Genomic DNA, 19,103 nt, shown 5'->3' with positions numbered 1-19,103 from the left:
ACGGCCACCAGCTTCTTGGGAATGGTGCATTTCGTCTCAGCCCTGTTATGGCTTCGTTAATTGTCCGTACAACCTAGTCGCGTCGCGGCGCCCGGTGAGTAGAACAGTTACCCTTTGGCAACCCCAAGCCACGTCGTGGTGACAGCGCCGCCGGACGAGTCTGTCACCGCTACGCGGTTTTCTCCCCGTTTCTGCGGCCCATTCTACCTACCGGTCGCCGCGACGCGGCTAGTCCATAACTTGAGTCAGTAGAGCGGTTTCGAGGTCCGTGTACCTAACGTCAGGCTCCCCTCTCCTGCGGAGAGGGGCCGGGGGTGAGGCCAACGCAGGAACGACAATCCGGGGTAGGGGAGAAGCGCTGGCGTAGGGGGCCACCAGCCATCTGGCTCTGCTTTGGTTGCGACGGGGCGGCAAGCAAAAAGCCCCGCCAACGTAGTTAGCGGGGCTTTCTGGTGGGTTATCACCACCGGTCAGCGCATCGGCGCAAGCAGAACTATTTACTTGCTTTTTTACGGCCTGACCCGCCGGGCTGTTTGCCGCCGCCGTCATTTTTATTTACCGTGGCCCAGGCCCGGGCTTCGGCCTCGTCCTTCGGCACGCCGCGCTTTTCGTAGCTTTCTTCAATGTGCTCGGCCTGACGTTTTTGCTTATCGCTGTATTTCGATTTATCTCCCTGAGGCATGGCGTAAATACTGAAAAGTGGAAGGAAAACGGTCCGAAACATCGGGCCACCCACCTTTTTACGGAGCCCCCCGGGGCGGAGTTAGGTCGAGCTTACTATCTTCGGCCCCATTTTTGTCCTTTAAAAAGGCAATTGGATAATAGATAAGTACGCCGATTTTCACCTCCCCCGTTGAACAGCTCATATCAGGACCGGGCCGGGCCGCTCCGAGATTTGAGCGCCTCCGCAAACTTCTGCTTATCAGATTTTTATTGATTCATGCGCCACGTCGCCGACCTTCCCCATCCCACCGTCAAAATCACCTTGCTGGCCTGGAACGGCAAGTTTTTGCTCAAGCTGGAGCAGGGCAATCTGGAGCAGACCTACAAAGTAGCGGAGCTGGACCTGCTCACGGGTTCCGACGCCGAAGCCCGGGAGCTGCTGGATGAAGAATTTCTCAACGCGGCCATTGCCCGATTCGAAGCCATGCGCGCCGATTTACAGGCCGCCTTCGCCCGCCACGAATTACGCTAAAGCCCACTAACCCATTTCTAAGTCATGCCTAAAATTTACCTGTTGCTGCTGGTCCTGCTGGGCCTCTTCATTGCCGCGCCGGCCTCGGCCCAACTCTACGACGTGCGTCCCGGCGAGGTAAACTACAACAAGCGTTCCCGCTCCGCCCTTAAAGTGCAGGTCGATGGCAAGGCCTCCGACGTGCGCGACTTTCTGCAGGATTGGATGAAGAGCAGCTACAACATCAGGCTGAAGGGCGGCGGCTTACTCGGGCTGGGCAAGAGCGAGGCGCTGGAAGTCCGTCAGATCCCTGCCAACGCCATTTCCAGCAAGCTCATCAACCTCTACGCCATCGTGCTGGCCCCGGCCGACTCCGTGGCGGAAGTCTCCCTCTTCGGGGGCTTCGACGACAATACCTTCTTCGACGCCAGCAGTACCGCTACCGAGTACAACTCCCTGCGCACCATTCTCCAGAACTTCGCCTCGGCCGCCCGCCTCAAGGCCCACCGCGACTGGGTTACGGAAGCCGAGAAGAAGGTCAAGGCCGTGGAGAAAGAAAAGGAGCGGCTGGAGAAAAACCGACTCTTCCTGCAGAACAACACGACTTCCAACCTGGCCCGCATCGAGGAGCTGAGAAAGAAAAACGAGCAAAACCTGCTGCAGTCGCGCGCCGATTCGGTTTCCCTGATCAAAAACGCCCAGGTACTCGACCAGAGCCGCCTGCGCCTGCAGCAGCGCCGCGACCGGCTCTCGGCCCTCGACCGTAAGAACTAGCCTGGCCGCGACTCGTACTCAGGCCATGGAAAACTCTTCTTCGCCCCTCGATACCCTACGCCAGCTCAAGGAAATGCTGGATGCCGGGGCCCTGACCGCCACCGAGTTTGAAGCCCTGAAAAAGCAGCTTCTATTTAATAACCAGGCCGCTTTCTCCCCGGGCGCCACCGAACCATCGGCTCCCGTTGCCGGGCCCACCGGTTCCGCTACCCCCCCCGCGGGGCCGCCCGCTTACGTAGCGCCGGTTCCGCCGCCCCTGGGGCCGCCAGTAGGAGGGGAGCGTCCGCCCTCGTCCCCGAACGCGTTTACCAGCCCGGTGCCGGGGAGCTCGCCCCCTTGGGTAACCGAGGTTAATGAAGGGCCGGGTGGGCCGGCCGGGACGCCTGATTATTTCTCGGTTACGGCCGGCCCGGAGCCTTTGCCGGTGCCCTCGCCGGAGCCAGTCGCCAGCTGGAGCGACAGCGAGTTTCCGGAACCCGAAACGCCCGCGGCCCGCAGCCCGCTAGCCCTCATTTTATCCATTGGGGGCCTGCTGGCGTTGTTGGGGCTGGTGCTGTACCTGTCGCTCAACCAGCGGCCGTCCGAGCATCTTTCCAGCACGAGCAAAACGGCCGCCGATAACCTGGTCGCCCCCATTGAAACGGGGCCGCAAGCCCGGCCGCTGCCCGCCACGGTAGCTGAGCCCGAAACCATCCGGGTGACGCCTGCCCACCCGGCCCCCGCCTTTCAGGGGGCGCCCGAAACCCAGCCGCAGCCCGTTACTCCCGACGACCCAGAGAATCCGGACCCCGCCGCCGCGCCGGATTCGACGGCCAAGCCTTCGGCACGCCCCTAAGCGACGAGCTAACCGCCGGCATTTGCCCACCATAAGTGCCGGCCGGCCGTATGCTAAACCTCAGCCCTAATTGGGCTGAGGTTTTCTTTTTTTCAACCCTTTCCACCACACCTTACGCGATGTTCTTTTCTTGCATTTTCCGGCCCGGCCGCTTGGTCATCCTGGCGGCTACGGGCCTCTGGCTGGGCAGTTGCTCATCACCCAATGGCACCGGGCAGCGCCCCGGCAGCGCGGCCAGTCCCGACTCAACTGCGGCCCCCGCGAGCGCGGCGCCGACCAGCTCACCCTTGCAGGTGGTGGCGGAGTTCACCGATCCGCAAATGGTGGGGGTGGCCGTGGCGCCCGGCGGTAAGGTCCTGGCCTGCTTCCCGCGCTGGGACTACAACCCCGTGTACCCCGTGGCCGAAGTCGGCCCCCACAACACCCTCAAGCCCTACCCTGATGCCGGCTGGTGCCAGTGGAACGACTCGGTGAAAAACGAGCCCCTGAAGCACTGGATCTGCCCCCAAACCGTATTCGCCGATAAGTCGGGCAAGGTGTGGGTGCTCGACCCCGCCGCCCCGGGCCTGAAGCTCACCGTGCCGGGCGGCCCCAAGCTGGTGAAAACCGACCCCCAGACCAACCAGGTGCTGCTCACCATCCCGTTCCCGGAAAGCGTGGCCCCGCGCAAATCTTACCTCAACGACGTGCGGATTGATTTGCAAAACAACTACGCCTACCTGACGGAATCCGGCCTCGGAGCCCTCGTGGTGGTCGATTTAAAAACCCTTAAATCCCGCCGCTTGCTGGCCAGCCACCCATCCACCAAAGCAGCCAAGGGCTTGGTCGTACAGGCGGAAGGCCATCCCATGATTGATGCCCAGGGCAAGCCCGCCCAGTTCAACGCCGACGGCATCGCGCTGAGCACCGACAACACCTACCTCTATTACTGTCCGCTCACCGGCCATACGCTGTACCGCATCAAAACCGCCGCCCTGCGCGATGCCGCGCTTAGCGAAGCCGAGCTCGGCCGGCAGGTCGAAACCGTGGGCGGGATTCCGGCTTCCGACGGCCTGGAAATCGATGCCGCCAACAACGTCTACCTCACTTCTTTTGAGCAAAGCGCCCTGTTGCGCCGCACCCCCGCCGGCACCATCGAAACCGTGGCCAAAGACGCCCGCCTGCAGTGGCCGGATACCTACAGCTGGGCGGCCGACGGCAACCTGTACGTGGCTACCTCGGCTATTCACAAAACCCCCACCTGGAACAAGGGGGTGGGGCAGCCCCGCCAGCCCTTCCGCATTTTTAAAATGGCCCAGCCCAAATAAGCCGCCGCTCGGCTGGTTGTTACGCCCGCAATGCCTTGCCGCGCTAAACCCGGTAAGGCATTGCGGGCGTAGCGTGCAGGTAAAACGGCGGCTCAGTCCCACTCCGAAACCACTTTTCTGATTTTTACTCCTCTGGCAAAAATGTCCAGGTTTTCGCTGGGGTGGGCCAGCACATCCAGGTAGCGGCGGTGCCGCCGGGCCATGGTGTCGTGAATGGTGTACACACCATCCAGCCGCTCCGAGATGCCGATTACGCGCACCGTGTCCCCAAAATCAAAGTGGCCGCCCCAGGGCCTGAGCAAATCACGCGACAAGGCCACCCAGCGCTTGCGGGTGCCGTAGTGCGGCTTAATGCGGGAGTTGTCGGCCGTCACGAATGGCTCCTGGTCGGTCTGCCCCGGCACGGCCTCGTACACGGTTGCCGTCACGGTATACGTGGGGGCGGAGGCGCCATACGGTTTAGCCTTCGCCTTACGGTATAGGCTGCGTTGCGAGGCTGCTTTTTCAGCTGTTGTGATAGCTGGTCCGGCGTCCTGGTTGCTTGGCCTGGAGTCGAGAAATGCCGTCGTGAGCGCGGTAACTGCTAGTATAGCTTGTACAGACAATCTTATAGTATTCATTTGATGATTTTTTATTGGGTAATATTGATTTAATAGTATAGGGGTAACATAATTTTTGAAGTCGATAAAATGGTTAACAACGAGCCCTATAGATAGGTTTTGCCGAAGAAGAATATAGGCTCATAAGCCCGTAGCCGCTGAATAATATTGTTGTAGGGGGCTCAGGGAAATTGTGCCCGGGCGGCGCCGAAATGCCGTTAAAGCTGAAAAAGCAAAAGGCCACCAGGCCCGGAAGAGCCTTCGGCTATTCAGGATTTTTAATAAATTGGCCGCCCAACCCGCTTAGGTCTCTATTAGTAAACAGCTATATTGCTGATCAGGAGATAAATTCGTGTACCCGAATACAGGTTTTTGCCTGAATTATAAGCGCCTTACTTTTACGCGGCCTTACCTAAGCTGCTTTTCCATGGATTCATACTCGTACATCGCCAACGCCGACGCGGTGGCCATCGAAGCGTTATACCAAGCCTACCAGCAAAACCCGGAATCAGTGGATTTTGGCTGGCGTAAGTTCTTTGAGGGATTCGACTTCTCGCAGCAATTTCCCGAAGGAGCTCCCGTAGTGCCTGGCAACGGCAGCGCCACCCCCGGGGCGCCCACCAGCGCCCCCAAGCCCGCTACGCCCCCCGGGCCCCAGCCCAACGATTACGGGGTGCTCAACACCGAGGCTTCTACCAACAACGCCCCCGGCCTGGCCAACGGCGAAGTGGCAGCCGATAAGGAAACGGCCGTTCGCAACCTCATCCACGCCTACCGCAGCCGCGGCCACCTGCGGGCCAAAACCAACCCCGTCCGCGAGCGCAAGGACCGCAAAGCCCGCCTCGACCTGACCGATTTCGGCTTGAGCGAGGCCGATATGGATTCGGTGTTCCGGAATGGTGAAGGCCTGGGCCTCGGGCCGCGGGCCACCCTGCGCGACATCGTGGCCGCGCTGGAAAAAATCTATACCGGCCCCATTGGCTTCGAGTACATGTACATCCGCGACCCGCAGGTACTCGACTGGTTCCGCGAAAAAGTGGAGCGCGATTCGCTGGCCTTCAACCCCGGCGTGGAGTACAAGAAGCGCATCCTGAAAAAGCTCAACGAGGCCGTTGTTTTCGAGAACTTCCTGCACACCAAGTTTCTGGGGCAGAAGCGCTTCTCGCTCGAAGGCGGCGAAACCACCATTCCTGCGCTCGACGCCATCATTGGGAAGGCGGCCGAGCTGGGGGTGCGGGAGGTGATGATTGGCATGGCCCACCGCGGCCGCCTAAACGTGCTGGCCAACATCATGGGCAAGACCTACGAGCAGATTTTCTCGGAGTTCGAAGGCACCGCCGTGCCCGACCTCACCATGGGCGATGGCGACGTGAAGTACCACATGGGCTACTCGTCGGAAGTCGAAGCCAGCGGCGGCCAGCGGGTTAACCTGAAGCTGGCGCCCAACCCCTCGCACCTGGAAGCGGTAAACCCGGTAGTGGAAGGCTTCGTGCGGGCCAAGATCGAACACCAGTACGGCAACGACTACCACCAGATTCTGCCCATCCTGATTCACGGCGACGCCGCCCTGGCGGGCCAGGGCATCGGCTACGAGCTCACCCAGATGTCGCTGCTCGAAGGGTACAAGACCGGTGGCACCATCCATTTCGTCATCAACAACCAGGTCGGCTTCACCACCGACTTCGAGGATGCCCGCTCGTCGATTTACTCGACCGACCTGGCCAAAATCATCGATGCCCCGGTGATGCACGTGAACGGCGACAACCCCGAAGCGGTGGTGTTTGCCGTGCAACTGGCCACCGAGTACCGCCAGCAGTTCCACGCCGACATCTTCATCGACATGGTGTGCTACCGCCGCCACGGCCACAACGAGTCGGACGAGCCCAAGTTTACCCAGCCCACGCTCTACAACATCATCTCGAAGCACCCCAATCCGCGCGAGGTGTACAACGCCATGCTGGTGCAGCGCGGCGACGTCGACGCCGAGCTCGCGGCGCAGATGGACAAGGAGTTCCGCGACACCCTGCAGGCGCGCCTCGACCTGGTGAAGCAGAAGCCCTTACCTTATAAGTACCAGGCCCTGGAAAACGAGTGGCGCAGCCTGCGCCGCTCCCAGCCCGAGGACTTCGAACGCTCGCCCGAAACGGGCATCAGCGAAGCCACCGTGCAGCGCGTGGCCCAGGCGCTGACCACGATTCCCGAAGGCTTCAGGCCCATCAAGCAGATCGATAACCTGCTGAAGGAGCGCCGCAAAATGTTCTACGAGACCCGCGTGCTGAACTGGGCGGCGGCCGAGCTGCTGGCCTACGGCTCGCTGCTGACGGAAAACCACATCGTGCGCGTGAGCGGCCAGGACTGCCAGCGCGGTACGTTCTCGCACCGGCACGCCGTGTTGCACGACGCCGAGACCAGCGCGCCCTACACCTCGCTCAACCACATGGAGGGCGAGCATGAGAACCTGCGCATCTTCAACTCGTTGCTGAGTGAGTACGCCGTGCTGGGCTTTGAATTCGGCTACGCCATGGCCAACCCCACCGCCCTGGTGGTGTGGGAGGCGCAGTTCGGCGACTTCGCCAACGGCGCCCAAACCATGATTGACCAGTTCGTGGTGAGCAGCGAAAGCAAGTGGCAGCGCATGAATGGGGTGGTGATGCTGCTGCCCCACGGCTACGAAGGCCAGGGCCCGGAGCACTCCAACGCCCGCCCCGAGCGGTTCCTGCAGCTCGCCGCCGAACACAACATCGTGGTGGCCAACATGACTACCCCGGCCAACTTCTTCCACGCCCTGCGCCGGCAGCTCGCCTGGAGCTTCCGCAAGCCGCTGGTGGTGATGTCGCCCAAGTCCATGCTGCGCCACCCGCTGTGCGTGTCGCCGGTCGAGGAATTCACCAGCGGCACCTTCCGCGAGGTGCTGGGCGACACCTTTGCCGACGCGAAGAAAGTGAAGCGGGTGCTGCTGTGCTCGGGCAAAGTGTATTTCGACCTGCTGGAGGAGCAGCGCACGGCTGACCGCACCGACGTGGCCATTGTGCGCCTCGAGCAGTTGCACCCCTTTCCCCAAAAGCAGCTCCAGGCCGAGCTGGCCAAGTACCCCAAAGCCAAGCTGTACTGGATCCAGGAAGAGCCCGAAAACATGGGCTACTGGAACTACATGCTCCGCTACCTGCGCCGCGAGCTCGAAGATGTGGTTTCGCGCAAGCCCTCGGCTTCGCCGGCCACGGGCTACAACAAGATTCACGTCCGGGAGCAGAAGGAGCTGGTGGCCCGGGCGTTCGATAAGCCCCAGGCAGCAGTGGCGGACGCCAACATCAAGGATGTAGTCGAGGTGGCCGATAAAAAGGTCACGGACTAACGGACTAATAAGGTGGCGCGGCTAAAACGAATCCCAACCTTTCAGCGGCCCGGCCCAACGTAGCCGAAGCCGGGCAATTACCCCGCGAAAGCCCGGTGCCGACCCCCAATCCGCGTTAGGCTGAGATCCTGAGAGGTGTCCGGCCGGATACCATCAGGTCCCGGCAGTCCTTCCGTCATTCTGCCCTTCGCAAGCCATCGCGGCAGTGTTTTCTGAATTACTGAATTCAACTTTCTTTCCTCATGCCCCTCGAAATCAAAATTCCCGCCGTTGGCGAATCCATCACCGAAGTCACGATTGCCAAGTGGCTTAAGAAAGACGGCGAGGCCGTGAAGCGCGATGAAGTGATTGCCGAGCTCGAATCGGACAAGGCTACGTTCGAGCTGCCCGCCGAAGCCGATGGCGTGCTGAAAATTCGCGTAGCGGAAGGCGAGACTATCGGCATCGGTGCCATCATTGCCGACCTGGATGGAGCGGCGGGCAGTACGGCCCCCCCGCCCGCGTCCCCTGCGGCTAGCGCCCCGGCTGCGGGGGCCGACCCCGTGGGCAAAGGCGAGCAAAACCCCCAGGCCAGCGACCAGTCCGGCTACGGCGGCGCGCCCGAAGGCAAAGCCAGCACCGACCCGGCTACGCCCGGTGCGCCCGCGGCTAGTCCCGCAGTTTCCGGTGCCCCGGCCTCTGGTGGTGGCTCGATCGAGATGAAGATCCCCACCGTGGGCGAATCCATTACCGAGGTGACGGTGGCCAAATGGCTGAAGCCCGACGGCGCTCAGGTGAGCCGCGACGAGGTAATTGCCGAGCTCGAATCGGACAAGGCCACGTTTGAGCTACCCGCGGAGGGGAGTGGCACCCTGCGCCACGCCGTGAAGGAGGGCGAAACCATTGCCATCGGCACCGTGATTGCCCGAATCGAGGGCGGCGGGGCCGCTGCTGCTCCGGCTCCCGCCGCCTCGGCGGCTCAAGCGGCGCCGGTGGCGGCACTGGCCTCGGCGCCCGCCAGCGCGGGCGCCGCTACGTATGCCACGGGAGTGCCTTCGCCGGCCGCGGGCAAAATCCTGAGTGAAAAAGGAATTTCGGCGAGCGACGTGGCCGGTACCGGCCGCGATGGCCGCATTACGAAAGAAGACGCGCAGAATGCCCAGGCCCGGCCTGCTGTGCCCGCAGCCGCGGCCCCCCAGGCGGCCCCTGCTGCTCCGGCTACCCCGGCTTCCGGCAGCCCGGCGGCGGGAAGCCGCAACCAGCGCCGCGAGCGGATGTCGAACCTGCGCAAGACGGTATCGCGCCGCCTGGTGTCGGTGAAGAACGAGACTGCCATGCTCACCACCTTCAACGAGGTGAACATGCAGCCCATCATGGACCTGCGCACCAAGTTCAAAGACAAGTTCAAGGAGAAAAACGGGGTGGGCCTCGGCTTCATGTCTTTCTTCACCAAGGCCGTGTGCGTGGCCCTGCAAGAGTGGCCCTCAGTGAACGCGCAAATCGACGGCACCGACATCGTATTCAACGATTTCTGCGACATTAGCATCGCCGTGTCGGCGCCGAAGGGACTGGTGGTGCCGGTTATCCGCAACGCCGAGCAGCTCTCCTTCGATGGCATCGAGAAAGAAGTGGTGCGGCTGGCCACCCTGGCCCGTGATAATAAGCTCACCATCGAGCAAATGACGGGCGGCACGTTTACCATTACCAACGGCGGCGTGTTTGGCTCGATGATGAGCACTCCGATTATTAACGCCCCGCAATCGGCCATTCTGGGCATGCACAACATCGTGCCCCGCCCGGTTGCCGAGAACGGGCAGGTGGTAATCCGCCCGATGATGTACCTGGCCCTGAGCTACGACCACCGCATCATCGACGGCCGCGAATCGGTGAGTTTCCTGGTGCGCGTGAAGGAGCTGCTCGAAGATCCTACCCGGTTGCTGCTCGGGGTATAATAGTATAATACTCGTTTGGTAAAGGCCAGCTCCCGACCCGGGGGCTGGCCTTGCTGTTTGCGGCCCCTGGCCATTCGCCATACTCGTTTAAAAGGGCATTATGCGCGTTCAAATAGACAATTTGCGGGATAAGTACTGAAAATAGCTGGTTTGAAATGTTGGAAATGTAAAGAGCGGCGTATATTTGATAGCCTAAACCTATTCGCGCTATAACCTTGTGACTTATATGGAAAAATATACTGACCCGGTTTGCAGCAGCTGCCCTAGTAGCCGAAGCCCTTTAATGGGCTGCTGCCAGCGCGAGGAATTGGACTTAATATCGAATAACAAAGTCTCGCATCGCTACCAGAAAGGAGAGCGAATTTTTATGGAGGGCAGCCTGACTGCGGGTCTGCATTGCGTGAAGCAAGGCAAAATCAAGGTTACCAAATCCACCCACGATGGCAAGGAGCAAATCGTGCGGCTAGCCAAGGCCGGCGACGTGCTGGGCTTTCGCTCGCTGCTGGCCGGTACCCGGTACTCCACCTCGGCCGTCGCGCTCGACGACTGCGTGGTCTGCTGCATTCCGCGCGCCGATTTCTTTCGCGTGTGGCAGGCCAACCTGCAGTTCTCCACCTCGCTCATGCAGATGATGGCCAAAGCCCTGAGCGACGCCGAAGTGCAAATGCTGCACCTGGCCTACAACCCCGTGCGCGAACGGCTGGCCGAAGCCTTGCTGTTGCTGTACCATACTTTCCGCAAGGAAGGTGACCAGCAGCCTTTCGCCATCTGCATCTCCCGTGAGGACCTGGCCTCGCTGGTGGGCACTGCCAAGGAAACGGCTACGCGCTTGCTGTCTGAACTCAAAGAGGAAGGAATTATCGCCACGCGGGGGAGCCAGGTCACCATCCTGAAGGCCGACAGCCTGAGCCAGATCGTCTCCCTCTATGCCTAAGCACGCGACGCCCGCATCCTGGGGGCGCCCACACTATCCCGAACTACCCCAACGAAATCGGCGGGGAAGGTTAAAGTACAAGCAGCGTTAACTCACTTCTTGATATGGCGCCGCCCTGCCTTGCTTACGCGGAGCCCGACCCAGAGAGCCAATAACAGGATTTTTAAACCACGTATTCGAGCCGTTAGCCGATATAGTCTATGCCACTCCATCACCTAAGCTACCAGAGTACTGCCCTGCTGTCCGTATCCGACACCGTCATGCAGGATTTATTAGCCAAATCGCGAACCTATAACACGGCGCACGAAGTGAGCGGTATGCTGTTGTACCGCGACGGGCAGTTTGTGCAGGTGCTCGAGGGGGAGGAGTCCGTGGTGCGGGCCCTGTACGAAAAAATACGGCGCGACCCGCGTCATACCGACGTAGTGAAGCTGGCAGACGAGCCCCTAACTCAGCGCAAATTCGGCGCCTGGGCCATGGCTTACCGCCCGTAGTGCCTGCCAACCGGCCCGGGTCCGAGCAGGGTAGGAGGGATGTTTTAGTTGCCAAGGCTAGCAACTTTTTTCCTGCATCGGGCCGGCTCGGGGCCAGCGGCGGGGTGACGGTAAAACGGCGTGGGAAGGGGCCGGAAATAGCGCCCAAGCGCGTTTCGCCCCGCAACCGTAAATTACCAAAACGGCAGATTGCCGTCCGACCCTAAATTTCGAGTAAAAAGCGGCCCCGGCGAAGGCTGTTTCTCAGGAAAAAAGCTAGGGTAAATTCCCGCCGATTAGCCTGCTAATGGCGGCCAGAGGCCTTTCAAAGCCTATAAATCAAGGAGCCGAAGTGGGAACTGTATCCGAGTTGGGCCCGGTGCCGGGCCGGAGTAAGGGTTTAGCCAGTTGTAACACGTTTAAGTTATATTTTAAAGGATGCGAAAAAGGTTGCGATTTATGATGAAAATCATTCCTAAAAATGATAAAAGTCATTTTCTTAGAGTCGCTGCCTGGTGAGCTTTGTAATAGAAAAAGCGCTAACAAATACCCCGGATTAGCTCCGTAAATCACTAACCAAAAAGAGTTTAATTTTAGCATAAAACTGATGGGTACTTCTGCCGCTGCCCATAAAAACGACAAAGACCAGCTCAGAAACGAAAAGCTGAATTTTAAAATTACTATTCCTGACGAAATTGAGCTGACGACTGGCAAAGTTGAGAAAATACTAAAAAGTGCCCTAGCCCATCTGCCTAACCTAACCGCCGTCGCCATAGTATCGGTCGCCACCGGCACCTGCCTCGCCCAATACAGCCGCTTGCGCAGTTTTAACCCCGCCGTAGCCGCCAGCTATAACGCGGAGATAGTTCGACAAAAAAAACAAGCTATCGCGGCGCTAAGCATGCGCGGCGAACGACTCGAAGACATTCTTATTCCACTACGCAAGCAATTACATCTGATTCGCCTCGCTAAAAACAGTCAATGGTTTGTCTATCTGGTAGTAAAAGCTCAAGATACCAGCCTGGCAGTAGCTCGTGAGGTTCTCAAGGCAATCAGCGCCTGATCTACTCTGTCAATCACCCTTACCCCCACCTCTTTTATTACCCTACCGTATGGCCTATTCCGTTAATTCTCCCGCTGGCAAAGTAGTGCAGGACATTTTGAATGACTTGCCGGGCCTGATGGCCGTAGCCGTAGTGGACGCGACTTCGGGCATGAGCTTGGCTTCGCATTCCAATACGCCCTCCATCAATCCCGACACGGCCGCCGCCTACAACACGGAAGTGGTGAAGCAGAAGCAGAAGGCCATGACTGCTCTAAAGCTCAGTAACGAAGTCATTGAAGATATCCTCATTACGCTCACCACTCAGATTCATCTCCTGAAGCTGGCTAGCAACGGCAGCAAGTTTATCTACTTAGTAGTGAGCTCCCGCGACACCAACCTGGCCATTGCCCGCGATGTGCTACGCGCCAATGCCGAACAGCTTAACTAACTTTACCGGCGGAGCTACCGCCTCTCTACCAGTTGCCGCCAGGTGCGTCCGCAATCCGGCAAGTGCCCCAGACTGAGCCGGGACCGCACCGCCCGCGCATTATGAAAATTCCTTTTATCAAGCAACTGCAGCGCTTGACTGGCTCCCTCACCCACGAGGTCGTGCTGGAAACAACCGGGCCCGGAAGTAGCCGCATCGAGCAAGCCATTCGGCATCTATTGAGCGAATTACCCGATCTGCTGATGGCCGCGGTAGTGGACGTGGCTACTGGCAAGCCCCTGGCTACCTATACTTCCGAACGGGAGTTACGGCCGGGCTTGGTGGCCGGCTTTAACGCCGAAGTAGTCCGGCAGGTGCGGGCGGCGCTGGCAACTCAGGACCCAAACCAGGAAACGGTCCAGGAAATGCTGTTCACGCTGTCGTCGCAGGTACACGTTATACGCCTGTCGCCCTCGGGCCGCTCCTTTATTTATCTGGCCGTGGATTCCCGCGATACCAACCTCGGCATTGCCCGCGAAGTGATGCGGGGCGGCATGGCGCTGCTCGAACCCCCCATCTCGGAGTAGCCCGCCGCTACTGAGCCTCCACCCGCGCTGAATCGCGCTCTAGGGGCCCTCTTCCTCTTAAAATCCAACTAACAGTCGGAAATCAGCCCTGCTTGGCCTGGCCGCGGTGAGCTGAGGCCTGAGGCTGGGCAGTTGACTCCTCATTCATTCTATTTTTTCTAAAAATTTTTAACCTTTTTTTCTTCAAATATCATGAAACTGACCGCTACCCCCTTCGATCCCCAAACCGGCGAATTGTTACCGGTATACCGCGACGCCTATTTGCGCGGTGACTTGGCCCGCTCCTCGGCTCGTGCCGTGGAAGAATACCTCCGCAGCGACGCCTCGGAGGCCCACTCTACCGTGACGCGCTGGCACGAGATGAGCACCGAGGAAGTCGACGCAGTGGCCCCCACTACCTGGGTGCAGAAGCAAATGCGCTTTATCCGGGAGCAGCCCCAGCGGTTCCGTCGCCGGGCCCTGACGATGGTTAGCGCTGCCGCGCTAGTGGCCGGGGTATCGATGGCCGGTACCCGCCTGCCCTCGCACAACCTGATTACCGAAATGCCCATCAGCACCGCCGATTATACCGCCGTGGAAACCGCCAGCAACGTTGCCGCCGAAGCCGCTGCCTCGCGCACAATTATGGTGCGGGGCCGCATCGTCGACGAGAAAGGCCAGCCCCTGGTTGGGGCCACCGTACTGCGCAAAGGCTCCGGCCAAGGCGTCAGCACCAATGCGAATGGCGAGTATACGCTGCAAATGACCGCGGGCACGGCGGCCACCGCCACGCTGCAATATGGCTACGGCGGCTACTACGATCAGGAGGTGAAAGCCAACAGTGCGAGCTCCGAAAGTGTTACCTTGCAGCCCCGTGAGCAGAAGCGCCGGCACTGGTTGTTTTTCTAAATTATTTAGGCTGTACCCCTAACGCGCAAACTAAAACCAGCGCTACAGCTATCCATCCGTGTTATCCTATAGTGAAAGCGAGGACCTACCGAAAGCACGTCGAGAAGAAGCTCAAAGAGTCGTTGCTGGCTACTGCGGATTCTTCAGCCGCCGTGGCCCACTCCAAGACCAGCCCGGCGGGCAAGGCGATAGAATCTATTATGACGGCATTGCCGGGCCTGTTGGCCGTGGCCGTAGTCGATCTTAACTCCGGCCTGGCCCTGGCCTCACATTCCAACTCGCCGGGCATCAACCCGGAAACAGCAGCTACCTATAACACGGAAGTGGTGAGGCAGAAGCAAAAAGCCCTGGTTGCCCTGAAAATCACCGACGAAGAGATTCAGGACATCCTCATTACCCTCACCAATCAGCTGCACCTACTAATGCTCAGCTCCGACGGCACGAGGTTCATCTACCTGGTGGTGAACCTGCGCGAGACGAACCTGGCCGTGGCCCGCGAAGTGCTGCGCGCTCACGTTGACGAAATCAACTAAGGCCCCGGTACCGGGCGCCAGCGCGTAAGCCAGAAAGGCCACTCGAAACAAATAGGACCGCTGCAAAAAGCCCATCCAATGCCTGGATGGGCTTCTTGGGTTTTGGAGTGGTTCGGCCATGCGCAGCCAACGCGTGCGGGGCAGTAGCCGTTAAAGCCGCGATAGCTGTCCTTCATCCGTTTCGTAGCCAGAGCATGAAAAAAAATCTTTCGTCCGCCCAGCGGCCGGCCCGTTTCTGGCCGGTTCTGGGCTTTGCCACGCTGGCCGGCATGCGCAGCCTGAGCGCCCCGGCCTTTCTGAGCCATTACCTCGTGCGGCAACCAGTGGCTGGCTTAGCCGGGTCGCCCTTGCGGTTTTTGCGAAAACCAGCCACCGCTACGGCGCTGAAGGTGCTGGCGGCCAGCGAGATGGTGGCTGACAAGTTGCCGAATATGCCCGACCGCATTGCGCCGCCGGTGCTGCTGGGGCGGTTGCTAACAGGGGCCCTGGTGGGGGCGGCGTGGTATAAGTCGCGCCACGGCTGCGCGCTCACCGGCGGCTTGCTGGGCGGGGTAGTGGCGGTGGGCGCCACCTTTATCAGCTACGCGCTGCGGACGGGCATCAGCGCACGGTCGGGTGTGCCCGTCGCGCTGGTGGGCGTGGGGGAGGATGCGCTGGTGCTAGCGGGTGGGGCCGCCTTGTTAAGCGGGCCGCGGCCAGTGCCGGGGCAGTGGCGGCCGCTGTAACACTGGTAAGAATTTGGAGGAATCCGAGTTCTGGGCGCGGCGGGCGTGGCGCGGCCGGACTTTCGGAGAGCCGGCCTGCGCGATTGCGGGGCTAATTGCTTTCGGCTTCGCTAAATTTGAGGCTGCTGGTGGGTTGGATTTTCTGCTAACTCACCACTGACAAGGGGAGGCCGCCAAAACCTGCCCATTGTGCAAGCTGATGCCTCTTCTATGAACTCTACCGCCGCAGCCCCGCTCGCTTGCATTATCATCGACGACAACGAAATCAACCGCCTCACGCTGGAGCGCTCGGTGCAGCGCCACGACCAGCTGACGCTGGCCGCCTCTTTTCCGGACGCGGTGGAGGCCTTGGCGTATTTTCACGCCGGCGGGCGGGCCGAGGTACTGCTGCTCGATATTGAAATGCCCCACCTCAGCGGGCTGGAACTGGTGAAGCTGCTGCCCGATCCCAAGCCCGCCGTTATTCTGGTCACGACCCACGCCTCTTTCGCCGTCGATGCCTTCGAGCTGCGCGTGCTCGATTACCTGGTGAAGCCGGTGGGCTACGCGCGTTTTTGCCAGGCCATTGCCCGGGTCACGGAGCAGTACCAGGCCCCGGCTGCGCCAGCTCTGCCCGCCGCGGCGGGGCCGGCCAGCGCGACCCTGCCCACCGACATCTCGGCCTCGGGCACCGACTTGTTCGTGAAAATCAACGGCAAGCTGCTGCGCATCAATTTCGAAGATGTGCTCTTCATCGAAGCCCTATCGACCTACGTGGTGCTGGTTACCGACAAGCACAAGCACGTCGTGGGGGGCACGCTCAAGAGCATCGAGGAACGGCTGCCGTTCCGGCATTTCGTGCGCGTGCACCGCTCCTACATCGTAAACCTGCACCGCGTGGAAGCAATGGCCGACAACTTGCTGAAGATTGGCCCCCACGAGGTGCCCGTGAGCCGGCCCTACCAGGAGGAGTTCGCCCAGCGCCTGCGAGCCCTGTAGGCGGCCGAGTGGTTAGTTGAAAACAGCGGCCCCTGAGTCAAAAGCGCGCCGCTAACCGCTAACCAGGCAGGCGGGTAGCTCGGCCAGCACTCGTTCGACCTGTTGCACCAGCTGCTGCACGGCTGCGGCGCGGCCTTTGGGGGCTTTGGTGCCCGCCGTGGGCACGGGCATCAGCTGCTGCAGGGCCTGCTCGACGTCGGCAATGCCAAATTGAATCAGGTTGGGCTTGATGTGGTGGGCCAGCTTGGCCACCTGAGTCCACTGCCCGGCGGCGGCGGCCGTTTGCAACTGGTGCACGATGGGGGGCATGTGCAGCAGAAACGAACGCACCATGCGCTCGACAAATGCCTGGTCGCCGTCGGCCATTTCGTGCACTTCGGCCAGGTTGTAAAGCGGCGTCTCGGGCGGGTACACCAGCGCGACCAGCTTGCGGTAGAACTCTTCCTCCTTGAAGGGCTTGGTGAGGCAGTCGTTGATGCCGGCTTTGAGGTAGCGGTCGAGGTCGGAGCGGAAGGCGTTGGCCGTCAGGGCCAGGACGGGCACCTGGGCCCGCGCCGGGTCGGGGTGCTGGCGGATCTGAGCGGTGGCTTCCACTCCGCTCATGCCGGGCATCTGAATGTCCATCAATACGGCATCGTAGCGGCGCTCGGTGTGCAGGGCCAGGGCGGCCGGGCCATCCTCGGCTTCGTCGACCACCACGCCCCAGCCCTGCAGCAGCAGGCGGACCACTTCGCGGTTGATGCCGTTGTCTTCGGCCACCAGTACCCGGCGGCCCCGCAGGGCGCCGGTGTCGAGGGGCGGGGGGAGCAACGTGGTTTCCGGGCCGGCGGCGCAGGGCAGCGTAACGTTGAACTGAAAGGTGCTGCCGCAGCCCAGTTGGCTGTCAACCGTCAGGGTGCCCCCCATTTGCTCAACTAGGGCACGCGCGATGCCCAGGCCCAGCCCGGTGCCGCCGTAGCGCCGCGCCGTGTCGACTCCGGCCTGTGCGAAGTCCTCGAAGATGTATTCGAGCTTATCGGCCGGAATGCCGGTGCCGGTATCGGTGAGGCGGAATAAGGCGGTGAGGTGGGTGTCGGTTCGCCCCGTAACCGCCCCGCTGATGGAGACGCTGCCCCCGGCCGAGGTGAACTTAATGGCGTTGGATACCAGGTTAATCAGCACCTGGTTGAGGCGGTAGGCATCGCCGACGACCCGGGGCACGTCGTCGTTTTGCTCGAGCAGGGTGGCGTGAAATACGATGCCTTTGTCGGCGGCCTGCACGGCCAGGGGCCGCAGGGCTTCTTCCATCGACTCGCGCAAGTTGAACGACACTTGCTCCAGCTCGAGGCGGGCCGAGCTGATTTTGGTCATGTCCAGCACCTCGTTGAGCACCGACAGCAAGTGCTCGCCCGACGCTTGAATAATGCGCAGCAGCTCCTGCTGGCCGGGGTCGAGCCGCGTTTTGGTGAGTTGGCGGGCCATGCCCAGCACCCCGTTCATGGGAGTGCGGATTTCGTGGCTGAGGTTAGCCAGAAACGTTTCCTTGGCGCGCGCCGAGGCTTCGGCTTTTTCTTTCGCGCGCTTCAGCTCGGCCTCGACCTGCATCCGCTCGGTGGTGTCGAGGGCGCAGAAGAGCACGTGGGCCGGCTGCCCCGCGCGGCTGACCCGGTAGGCGTTGTAAAGCAGCTGCCGGAGCTGCCCGTCGCGGGCTTGCACGGGCAGCAAGCCCGTTGCCGCCGTCCGAAGGCTGAACTGCGCCAGGTACGCGGGCACTGTGGCAGGAGGGTCGCTCGCGGGTACCAACTCCGTTAGTGACCGCCCCACGAGCTCCGCCACCGGCGATTGCAGCAACAGGGCAAACGTATGGTTGCAGGAAAGCAGCACCCCCTGCAAGTCGTGCGTGGCCACGGCGGCCGGCAGGTACTGCAGCAGCTCGTTATGCTGCATGTCGCTGGCGGGCCCCGCCTGGGGCAACTGGGGAGCGAGGCGGTACGTGAATAATTCGTTGCGACCGCCCTCGCTTTGGCCCGGCAGCAGCGCGTAGTCCTGGATGAGCACCCGGCCGTCGCGCAGCGGCAGCAGCTCGCCCAGCATCGGCTGCTGGGTCGTGCGCAGGGCGGCGAGGTGGCGGGCGTACTGAGCCGGCTCCGCGGCCAGGTGCTGCAAGTGGGCAAAAAGTACATCGGCAGGCTGGCCCTCCCAGGGCTGGCGCGGCTCGCCTAGCCCGAGCAGGTGGCCCAGGGCGCGGTTAAGGCGTTTGATGGTGCCGTTGGGCGCCAGCAGCAGCATGCCCGGGCCGGCTTGTTCCAGCAGCCCGGCCAGGTGGCGCTCGGTGGCGGCCGCGCGGTCGTTGGCTTCCCGCAAGGCGCGCTCCAGTTCCGCGATGCGTGCCGTGGCAGCGGAAGAAGCAGTAGAACGAGCAGAATCGGGCATAAAACGAAGATGCGGGGCAGTAGGAGAGGAGTACCCCTTGGGTAAGCCGTCGGCGGGCCGGGCCGCCAGCCCGATAGCCTTGCGCTTCCGGCCGGGGTTGAATTAGAAACAGCCTATTACCGCGCGTAC

18 protein-coding genes are annotated in these 19,103 nt (G+C 61.2%); 15 read left to right on the top strand and 3 right to left on the bottom strand.

All coding sequences use genetic code 11. The features are described 5' to 3' along the window. Positions 1-493: 493 nt before the first annotated feature. Positions 494-682: a hypothetical protein gene (locus tag IC235_RS06615; RefSeq protein ID WP_191004384.1), complete on the bottom strand. Its 189-nt coding sequence runs from the start codon at positions 680-682 to the stop codon at positions 494-496. A 258-nt stretch (positions 683-940) separates the two neighbouring features. Here IC235_RS06615 and IC235_RS06610 point away from each other — a divergent pair, with 258 nt between their 5' ends. From IC235_RS06610 to IC235_RS06595, 4 genes are all read left to right on the top strand, one after another. Beyond that, positions 941-1,195 (top strand): hypothetical protein, encoded by a 255-nt coding sequence (locus tag IC235_RS06610; RefSeq protein WP_191004374.1) that lies wholly within the window; start codon positions 941-943, stop codon positions 1,193-1,195. Positions 1,196-1,219: 24 nt separating this feature from the next. Beyond that, positions 1,220-1,948 (top strand): hypothetical protein, encoded by a 729-nt coding sequence (locus IC235_RS06605; RefSeq protein ID WP_191004373.1) that lies wholly within the window; start codon positions 1,220-1,222, stop codon positions 1,946-1,948. 25 nt (positions 1,949-1,973) lie between these two features. Continuing rightward, entirely contained in the window at positions 1,974-2,783 is an 810-nt protein-coding gene (locus IC235_RS22460; protein ID WP_191004372.1) for an SHOCT domain-containing protein, read from the top strand. Between the two features lie 119 nt (positions 2,784-2,902). After that, positions 2,903-4,090, top strand: a complete 1,188-nt coding sequence (locus tag IC235_RS06595) for an L-dopachrome tautomerase-related protein (RefSeq protein WP_191004371.1) — start codon at positions 2,903-2,905, stop codon at positions 4,088-4,090. Between the two features lie 92 nt (positions 4,091-4,182). On the opposite strand, the gene IC235_RS06590 is transcribed toward IC235_RS06595, so the two are convergent. Then, entirely contained in the window at positions 4,183-4,518 is a 336-nt protein-coding gene (locus tag IC235_RS06590; RefSeq protein ID WP_191004370.1) for an RlpA-like double-psi beta-barrel domain-containing protein, read from the bottom strand. 598 nt (positions 4,519-5,116) lie between these two features. On the opposite strand from IC235_RS06590, the gene IC235_RS06585 reads away from it, so the two are divergent. The 11 genes from IC235_RS06585 to IC235_RS06535 all read left to right on the top strand — a co-directional run bounded on the left by IC235_RS06585 (position 5,117) and on the right by IC235_RS06535 (position 16,562). Continuing rightward, positions 5,117-8,041 carry a 2-oxoglutarate dehydrogenase E1 component gene (locus IC235_RS06585; RefSeq protein ID WP_191004369.1) on the top strand — a complete coding sequence of 975 codons (2,925 nt, stop codon included), beginning with the start codon at positions 5,117-5,119 and terminating at the stop codon, positions 8,039-8,041. A gap of 242 nt (positions 8,042-8,283) precedes the next feature. Continuing rightward, on the top strand, positions 8,284-9,972 hold the full coding sequence (gene odhB / locus IC235_RS06580) for a 2-oxoglutarate dehydrogenase complex dihydrolipoyllysine-residue succinyltransferase (protein WP_191004368.1): 1,689 nt from the start codon (positions 8,284-8,286) through the stop codon (positions 9,970-9,972). Positions 9,973-10,279: 307 nt separating this feature from the next. Then, positions 10,280-10,906 (top strand): Crp/Fnr family transcriptional regulator, encoded by a 627-nt coding sequence (locus tag IC235_RS06575; protein ID WP_191004367.1) that lies wholly within the window; start codon positions 10,280-10,282, stop codon positions 10,904-10,906. A gap of 200 nt (positions 10,907-11,106) precedes the next feature. Beyond that, positions 11,107-11,400 (top strand): BLUF domain-containing protein, encoded by a 294-nt coding sequence (locus IC235_RS06570; protein ID WP_191004366.1) that lies wholly within the window; start codon positions 11,107-11,109, stop codon positions 11,398-11,400. A gap of 586 nt (positions 11,401-11,986) precedes the next feature. Further along, positions 11,987-12,442: a hypothetical protein gene (locus IC235_RS06565; protein WP_191004365.1), complete on the top strand. Its 456-nt coding sequence runs from the start codon at positions 11,987-11,989 to the stop codon at positions 12,440-12,442. Positions 12,443-12,491: 49 nt separating this feature from the next. Then, on the top strand, positions 12,492-12,872 hold the full coding sequence (locus IC235_RS06560; RefSeq protein WP_191004364.1) for a hypothetical protein: 381 nt from the start codon (positions 12,492-12,494) through the stop codon (positions 12,870-12,872). A 101-nt stretch (positions 12,873-12,973) separates the two neighbouring features. Beyond that, a complete protein-coding gene (locus tag IC235_RS06555) occupies positions 12,974-13,438 on the top strand; it encodes a hypothetical protein (RefSeq protein ID WP_191004363.1) in 465 nt (154 codons plus the stop codon). Between the two features lie 192 nt (positions 13,439-13,630). Continuing rightward, positions 13,631-14,326: a carboxypeptidase-like regulatory domain-containing protein gene (locus IC235_RS06550; protein ID WP_191004362.1), complete on the top strand. Its 696-nt coding sequence runs from the start codon at positions 13,631-13,633 to the stop codon at positions 14,324-14,326. A gap of 71 nt (positions 14,327-14,397) precedes the next feature. After that, positions 14,398-14,859: a hypothetical protein gene (locus tag IC235_RS06545; protein WP_317173538.1), complete on the top strand. Its 462-nt coding sequence runs from the start codon at positions 14,398-14,400 to the stop codon at positions 14,857-14,859. A gap of 194 nt (positions 14,860-15,053) precedes the next feature. Next, a complete protein-coding gene (locus tag IC235_RS06540; protein ID WP_191004361.1) occupies positions 15,054-15,584 on the top strand; it encodes a DUF4126 family protein in 531 nt (176 codons plus the stop codon). Between the two features lie 210 nt (positions 15,585-15,794). Next, positions 15,795-16,562 carry a LytR/AlgR family response regulator transcription factor gene (locus IC235_RS06535; RefSeq protein ID WP_191004360.1) on the top strand — a complete coding sequence of 256 codons (768 nt, stop codon included), beginning with the start codon at positions 15,795-15,797 and terminating at the stop codon, positions 16,560-16,562. Between the two features lie 51 nt (positions 16,563-16,613). Here the strand turns inward: IC235_RS06535 and IC235_RS06530 are convergent, their stop codons facing one another. Continuing rightward, positions 16,614-18,974, bottom strand: coding sequence for a PAS domain-containing hybrid sensor histidine kinase/response regulator (locus tag IC235_RS06530; RefSeq protein ID WP_191004359.1), 2,361 nt, complete (start codon positions 18,972-18,974; stop codon positions 16,614-16,616). Between the last annotated feature and the right edge of the window lie 129 nt (positions 18,975-19,103).

It is taken from the genome of Hymenobacter montanus, assembly GCF_014699115.1.
GTDB lineage: Bacteria > Bacteroidota > Bacteroidia > Cytophagales > Hymenobacteraceae > Hymenobacter > Hymenobacter montanus.
Note: the sequence above shows the minus strand (reverse complement) of the source record. Positions and strands in the feature narration are given on the sequence as shown.

What these genes read in the sequence shown, in the direction of transcription:
- IC235_RS22460 (WP_191004372.1), top strand. Translation starts at nt 1,974, where the DNA reads ATGGAAAACTCTTCTTCGCCCCTCGATACCCTACGCCAGCTCAAGGAA.
- IC235_RS06560 (WP_191004364.1), top strand. Translation starts at nt 12,492, where the DNA reads ATGGCCTATTCCGTTAATTCTCCCGCTGGCAAAGTAGTGCAGGACATT.
- IC235_RS06530 (WP_191004359.1), bottom strand. Translation starts at nt 18,974, where the DNA reads ATGCCCGATTCTGCTCGTTCTACTGCTTCTTCCGCTGCCACGGCACGC.
- IC235_RS06555 (WP_191004363.1), top strand. Translation starts at nt 12,974, where the DNA reads ATGAAAATTCCTTTTATCAAGCAACTGCAGCGCTTGACTGGCTCCCTC.
- IC235_RS06610 (WP_191004374.1), top strand. Translation starts at nt 941, where the DNA reads ATGCGCCACGTCGCCGACCTTCCCCATCCCACCGTCAAAATCACCTTG.
- IC235_RS06570 (WP_191004366.1), top strand. Translation starts at nt 11,107, where the DNA reads ATGCCACTCCATCACCTAAGCTACCAGAGTACTGCCCTGCTGTCCGTA.
- IC235_RS06595 (WP_191004371.1), top strand. Translation starts at nt 2,903, where the DNA reads ATGTTCTTTTCTTGCATTTTCCGGCCCGGCCGCTTGGTCATCCTGGCG.
- odhB (WP_191004368.1), top strand. Translation starts at nt 8,284, where the DNA reads ATGCCCCTCGAAATCAAAATTCCCGCCGTTGGCGAATCCATCACCGAA.
- IC235_RS06615 (WP_191004384.1), bottom strand. Translation starts at nt 682, where the DNA reads ATGCCTCAGGGAGATAAATCGAAATACAGCGATAAGCAAAAACGTCAG.
- IC235_RS06540 (WP_191004361.1), top strand. Translation starts at nt 15,054, where the DNA reads ATGAAAAAAAATCTTTCGTCCGCCCAGCGGCCGGCCCGTTTCTGGCCG.
- IC235_RS06535 (WP_191004360.1), top strand. Translation starts at nt 15,795, where the DNA reads ATGAACTCTACCGCCGCAGCCCCGCTCGCTTGCATTATCATCGACGAC.
- IC235_RS06565 (WP_191004365.1), top strand. Translation starts at nt 11,987, where the DNA reads ATGGGTACTTCTGCCGCTGCCCATAAAAACGACAAAGACCAGCTCAGA.
- IC235_RS06605 (WP_191004373.1), top strand. Translation starts at nt 1,220, where the DNA reads ATGCCTAAAATTTACCTGTTGCTGCTGGTCCTGCTGGGCCTCTTCATT.
- IC235_RS06585 (WP_191004369.1), top strand. Translation starts at nt 5,117, where the DNA reads ATGGATTCATACTCGTACATCGCCAACGCCGACGCGGTGGCCATCGAA.
- IC235_RS06550 (WP_191004362.1), top strand. Translation starts at nt 13,631, where the DNA reads ATGAAACTGACCGCTACCCCCTTCGATCCCCAAACCGGCGAATTGTTA.